Origin of the sequence: Clostridium senegalense JC122 (assembly GCF_000285575.1) — a bacterium.
Lineage (GTDB): Bacteria > Bacillota > Clostridia > Clostridiales > Clostridiaceae > Clostridium_J > Clostridium_J senegalense.
Genome location: NZ_HE611051.1, coordinates 154,170 through 160,583, shown reverse-complemented (window position 1 = coordinate 160,583; position 6,414 = coordinate 154,170). Strand labels below are relative to the sequence as shown.

Here is a 6,414-nt window from a genome sequence, read left to right as displayed (position 1 = left end):
TTTTGGTTACTTTCATTAATACTAGTATCATTATTAACAACATCATTTTTTATCTTTACATTTCCCTACAGAGGTTGCATCATGATCTACTTTTTGAGTTTTTTCTTGAATAAAGAATTTATCATCATCATATACAATAGCTATAAAAACATTTCTATAATCGTCAATGTTATGTTTTCTAAGTTGTTTTTTTAACCAAGTTTCATTTTGATGAAGTTCAGATAAATTATATTTATTAATTACTCCATCACTTACGACTATCAGGGGTAGAGGCTTATCTTTGATATTTACATTTAAATGCTTAGGAGTAATTGGAGCAATACACTCCTTTGGCATAACAGAAATAGTTCCATTAGTTTCTAATATTGCATAGTGGATATCAGCAAGATTAAAGTAGCCATTTAATCTTAATTCTTCTAATAAATCATCTAAATTAAATCTTTGATTTTTTAATTCATCAATATCAACTTTCCCATCTTTGATAAGGATGCTTGGTTCACCATTAAAAATACTTCTAATTTTTTCACTTTTAAGTTGTAAAAAAGAAGTTATAACTTGTAACATAACAATTGTTATTATAGGAACTACAGAATTTGTTAAAGGGATTCGATTGTCCTCCATAGGTAAAACTCCTAATTCAGAAATCATAAGAGCTGTAACTAAATCAAAGGGTTCTAGTTGACCTAACTGCCTTTTCCCCATAATTCTCATCATAAAAAGTAAAAAAAGTAAAGTATTATTGTTCTTATTAAAGATATAATCAATTTTAATGATTGCCTCCCTTCTTATTGTTAATGATTATTTTTTAGATTTTCAAATATTGGTTTTGAAAAAATTAATTAATTACATTTACATTTATTTTTATTAATTCATAACAAAGATTTGATGAATAAACTAAAATATAAGATTATATCCTTATATAACCACGTAGTTAAAAAATAATATATTTAGTGATAATATTTATATTAAGGACATAGCTAATAATATTGTGTGTTTAAAAAAAGAAAAATATTACTTTGAAATTAAAAAAACATTGTATTTATTTAAAAGAGTTATGAAGAAAAAAATATAGGTTAAAATAATATTAATTAATAAAAAATTAGATACAAAAAATATTAGCTTCAATATAATAGTAATATCTATTTATAAAATTTGAGTTAATTTAAGTTTGCATTTTAGAGTTTATAGAGGAAATTTGGGGTGGTGTACATGAAAAAATTAAATTAAAAATTTTAGATAACTATATACAAGAATTTAATGAGGGAATTACAGGTCAAGAAATAGTGAGAAAATATAATTTAGATTCAAAAGGACCTATAGTATTATGCAGTGTAAATAATGAAAAGCTAGAGCTTTCAAGTAAAATTATGACAAGTGGAGACTTTAATATTATAGGAATAGAAGATAAGATGGGGATGATGACTTATATAAGAACACTTCAATTTGTATTAATAAAAGCTACTTTAGATATTTTCAAAGATAGTAAGATAACAATAGAACACTCATTAAGTAAAGGTATTTTTGGAGAAGTTCACAAAAAAACAGAACTTAATATAGATGACATATATTTAATAAAAAATAGGATGAAAGAGTTAATAGAAAGAGATATTCCTATAAAAAAATTTTCTGTAAGTAAGGAAAAAGCACTAGGTATTTTTAAAGCATATAATATGGATGATAAAATAAAACTTTTAAATAGCATAAATCAAGATACTGTCAAATTATATGAATTAGATGGACGATATGATTATTTTTATGGGCCGATGGCATTTTCTACAGGAACATTAAAAAAATTTGATTTAATTTATTATGATCCTGGTTTTATATTGCGTTTTCCAATAGATCAGAAAAACTTTGAAATTCCATATTTTGAAAATTACAGGCAACTATCTAATATATTTTATGAAACAGAAAAATGGGCTAAATTGGTAGGAATTGGTAATTGTGGAACGTTAAATGAAGTTATTGAAAAAGGGGATATAGTAAATTTAATACGAGTTTGCGAAGCATATCAAGAAAAAAAAATTGGAAGAATTGCAGATGAAATTTGCAAAAATAAAAGAACGAATATTGTGCTAATTGCAGGACCATCTTCTTCTGGTAAAACAACTTTTGCTAAAAGGTTAGGAATCCAATTGGAAGTAAATGGTGTAAAACCTATACCTATATCACTAGATGATTATTTTGTAAATAGAGAACAAACACCTTTAGATGAATATGGAGAATACGACTTTGAATCAATTTATGCATTAGATTTAAGTCTATTTAATGATCATATAAAAATGTTGTTAAATGGATGTGAAATTGAAATACCAAATTTTAATTTTAAAACAGGAAAAAGAGAATGGATAGGCAATAAAATGAAACTTCCAGAAGACGGAGTTTTAATTGTCGAAGGCATACATGGTTTGAATGAACTTTTAACCACTTCAATTGAAAAAGAAAGAAAATTTAAAATTTACATTAGCCCATTGACACAACTTAATTTAGATGACCATAATAGAATAGCAACAACGGATATGAGAATAATAAGACGAATAGTTAGAGATTATTTATCACGAGGTTGCGATGCTGAACGAACTTTAAAAATGTGGCCATCAATAAGAAGAGGAGAAGAAAAAAATATATTTGTATTTCAAGAAGATGCAGATATTATGTTTAATTCTTCACTTATGTATGAATTAGCCGTATTAAAAAAGTATGCATTAGAACAACTTTTACAAATAGATAGCGATAGTAGTGTATACTATGAAGCGAAACGATTAATAAGCTTTTTAAATTTTTTCAAGGATATTGATGAGAAATTAGTTCCTAATAATTCCATTATAAGAGAATTTATAGGAGGTAGTTGTTTTTATCAATATTAAAGTGTTATTTAAGGAGGTGCATGGTGTTTTTCCTTGCATTTCCTTTGTAAATTAAATTAAAAAGTATTACAATATTCTTGAAAGATGAATTGTTAAGTTTTAAACTATTGAATAGTCAAAAAATAAAAAACCGATACAAATTTCTATGTTTTAATTAAAAACAAGAAATTTATTATAAATTTATTACCACAAAGCAATGTAGGAGGAAATATATGAAGAATTATAGTGCTTTTGACATTTTAGGACCTATAATGATAGGACCATCTAGCTCGCACACTGCAGGTGCAGCTAGACTTGCAAAGATTGCAGCAAAGATAGGTGGAGAAAATATAAAAAAAGTTAGATTTTTACTACATGGTTCTTTTGCAAAAACTTACAAGGGTCACGGAACAGATAAAGCTTTAGTAGCTGGAATATTAGGTATGGATCCAAAAGATGAGAGATTAAGAACATCTATGGAAATAGCTAAAGAAAAAGGTTTAGAGTATACTTTTGAGGAAGTAGATTTAGGTGAAGATGTTCATCCAAACACTGTTAAATTTATATTAACCACAGATAAAGGTAATGATGTTACTGTTGTAGGATCATCTATTGGTGGTGGAAATATAGAGATATTTGAAGTTGAAGGACAAAGCTTAAGATTTACTGGGGAATATCCAACACTTATAATAAATCACACAGATACACCAGGTATGATTTATAAAGTGACAACTATACTTTACAAAGAAGAAATAAGCATTGCATCAATGAATGTTTATAGAAAAATTAAAGGATTAGCAGCTGCTATGGTTGTTGAAGTAGATCATATAATTGATAACAAGATAATAGATAGTATAAAAGCTATTGAAGGTATAACTAGTGTTGATCAAATAGTACCACCTAAGGAAGGAGAATAAACCATGTTTGTAAATACTGCATTAGAAGTAATAGAAATTTGTGAAAAAGAAAATATTAGCATTGCTGAGTACACTATAAGACAAGAAATAGAATTTACTGGTGTTAGTCGTGAAGAAGCAATGAAAAAAATGGCTAACAATTTAGAAGTAATGAAAAAAGCAGCACAAGAAGCTATGGACAGAGAAGTTATATCTGTTAGTGGATTAATTGGTGGAGATGCTGTTAAAATTAAAAAATATTTAGAAAACAATGAAACTTTATGTGGAGATGTTATGGTTAAAGCTATGGCTAGAGCATTATCTACATCAGAAATAAATGCGGCTATGGGAAAAATAGTTGCTGCGCCTACAGCTGGAAGTTGTGGTATAGTTCCTGGAGTTGTGTTAACAGCTGCAGAAAAATTAAATAAATCAGATGAAGATATAATAATGGCATTATATTCTGCATCAGGAGTAGGTGTATTAATAGCTAAAAATGCTACATTAGCTGGAGCCGAAGGTGGATGCCAAGCTGAATGTGGAAGTGCTGCATCAATGGCAGCAGCGGCAGTTGTTGAAATGATGGGCGGAACTCCTAAAATGGCATTTGATGCTGCTGCAATAGTTATTAAAAATGTAGAAGGTCTAGTTTGTGACCCAATAGCAGGATTAGTTGAAATTCCATGCGCAAAAAGAAACATTGCTGGAGCAGTAAGTGCTTTAACAACTGCAGAACTTGCAATGGCTGGAGTGGAAAGCAAAATTCCATTTGATGATTGTATAGCTGCAATGTACAAAATTGGAAGAGAAATGCCAGCTGCATTAAGAGAAACTGCATTAGGCGGACTTGCAGTAACTCCATGTGGATTAAAATTAAGAAAGAAAGCTTTAAAAGAAGATTAGTAGTACATAATTTAAAGTGAAAAACTCTATTAGCAATTGCTAATAGAGTTTTTTTTGTGTCATTTTGTCAAATATTGAATAGTTTATTAATAGAATAATATCTATAATATTGAAATCTATGTTATAAAATTAACAGTATCCAGGAAATAAAAGGATGTTTAAATCTAAAACCTTAATTTATATACAATTCTAAGTTTAATTTAAACTTGCTTATTTATGAAAAAAATTTAAGATTATAAATCTATATTAAAAATTTATTTTAAACAAGGATTGTTCTAAGAATTTGGATACCATAAATAATAAGAAATGTTCAGAAACTATTAAATAAGAATCCTATTTTAAAATATAAGATAAAATGTTTGAACTAAATTTATAATTATAAAAAATTATAACAGTAAGTATAAACTAAGATAAGTATAGGTTTCCTTTTAAAAGGTTTAATAGGGGGGACACAATGGAAGCTAAGGATAGAAATATGTATAAGAATTTAAGTTTATTAAAATTTATGCTACCAATTGTGATAGCAATAATATTAATATTTATAAATACATCATCATTTATTTTAAACTTGTTTTTATATTCATGTGCTATGGTACCACTAGCTATATTGTTAGGAAATGAGACATCAAAAATAACTTATTATATAGGTGAGAAAAAAGGTGGATTATTAGCTGCTACAGTAGGAAATCTTCCAGAACTTATGATGGGATTGTGGTCCATAAGATATGGAATGGTGGCTATGGCACAAGCAGGACTTATGGGAGCTGTAATAACAAACTTATTATTAGGACTAGGAATTTCTATAATTTGTGGGGGGATGAAATATAAAGAACAAATATTCAATAAAACAATGGCAAGAACTAATTTTAATTTATTATTTGTAGCTATAGCTTCAATAATAATAATAAGTTCACTTCAAGGAAATACTTTGTTAGAAGATAATCAAATAGCAATTGTAAGTTCTATTGTGTCTGTAGTATTAATAGTTATATATATACTTGGATTAATATTTTCTTTATACACTCATAAAAATTTATTTTTGGCATCAGATGGAGAAAGTAAAGAAACAGAGAAAAAAATATCTAAGGAATGTATTATAATTTTTATTAAGATATTAATAGTATCAGTTTTACTTTATTTTATAAGTGAAAAATTAATATTAAATGTAAATTTAATTGTAAATAATTATAAAATATCTCAGGAGTTCATAGGGATAGTTTTAATACCACTACTGGGAAGTTTTGGGGAAAATGCTACAAGTATAGTGTGTGCTTTAAATAATAAAATAGATTGTAGTCTTGAAACTGCAATAGGTTCAAGTATACAAATAGCATTATTTGTTATACCACTTTTGATAATTATATCACTTTTTATGGGGCTTAATATGACTTTAGTTTTTTCAAATTTCCAAATAATAATGCTTATAATAGCATTAGCTATATCATATTTTGTATTTCAAGATGGTAAAACTTATTGGATAGAAGGAGTGATACTAACATCAACTTATGTGATTATAACTATAGCATATTATTATATAGGATAATTGTAGGTTTAAAATATAAAGTAAAGTATTAAAAATATAATTTAGAAATAATTGAAACCAAAGGTATTTTATTACGAAAAGATATTTTAACTTTAAAAACATTGAGTTATAATTTAAATTAAAAAGTATTCATTCAAAGGTTTAAAAGTAGAAGATAGTAACAAGGGAAACACTTAGAGTTTATATAAAGTTATATAAAAATATTTTAAAATTATTAAATAAATTT

Annotated in this window: 5 protein-coding genes; 4 read left to right on the top strand and 1 reads right to left on the bottom strand. The window is 26.6% G+C overall.

What is annotated here, in order from left to right; translation table 11 throughout:
- Positions 1-42: 42 nt before the first annotated feature.
- Positions 43-702, bottom strand: coding sequence for a DUF421 domain-containing protein (locus CSGHG_RS20295; RefSeq protein ID WP_010294306.1), 660 nt, complete (start codon positions 700-702; stop codon positions 43-45).
- Between the two features lie 581 nt (positions 703-1,283).
- On the opposite strand from CSGHG_RS20295, the gene CSGHG_RS08990 reads away from it, so the two are divergent.
- From CSGHG_RS08990 to cax, 4 genes are all read left to right on the top strand, one after another.
- A complete protein-coding gene (locus tag CSGHG_RS08990) occupies positions 1,284-2,867 on the top strand; it encodes a nucleoside kinase (protein WP_010294304.1) in 1,584 nt (527 codons plus the stop codon).
- A gap of 212 nt (positions 2,868-3,079) precedes the next feature.
- A complete protein-coding gene (gene sdaAB, locus CSGHG_RS08985; RefSeq protein WP_010294303.1) occupies positions 3,080-3,763 on the top strand; it encodes an L-serine ammonia-lyase, iron-sulfur-dependent subunit beta in 684 nt (227 codons plus the stop codon).
- Positions 3,764-3,766: 3 nt separating this feature from the next.
- Positions 3,767-4,645 (top strand): L-serine ammonia-lyase, iron-sulfur-dependent, subunit alpha, encoded by an 879-nt coding sequence (gene sdaAA / locus CSGHG_RS08980; protein ID WP_010294302.1) that lies wholly within the window; start codon positions 3,767-3,769, stop codon positions 4,643-4,645.
- Between the two features lie 454 nt (positions 4,646-5,099).
- Positions 5,100-6,188: a calcium/proton exchanger gene (cax, locus tag CSGHG_RS08975; RefSeq protein WP_010294300.1), complete on the top strand. Its 1,089-nt coding sequence runs from the start codon at positions 5,100-5,102 to the stop codon at positions 6,186-6,188.
- Positions 6,189-6,414: the final 226 nt, after the last annotated feature.

Coding starts and splice junctions, on each gene's coding strand:
- sdaAB (WP_010294303.1), top strand. CDS start 3,080: ATGAAGAATTATAGTGCTTTTGACATTTTAGGACCTATAATGATAGGA.
- sdaAA (WP_010294302.1), top strand. CDS start 3,767: ATGTTTGTAAATACTGCATTAGAAGTAATAGAAATTTGTGAAAAAGAA.
- cax (WP_010294300.1), top strand. CDS start 5,100: ATGGAAGCTAAGGATAGAAATATGTATAAGAATTTAAGTTTATTAAAA.
- CSGHG_RS20295 (WP_010294306.1), bottom strand. CDS start 702: ATGGGGAAAAGGCAGTTAGGTCAACTAGAACCCTTTGATTTAGTTACA.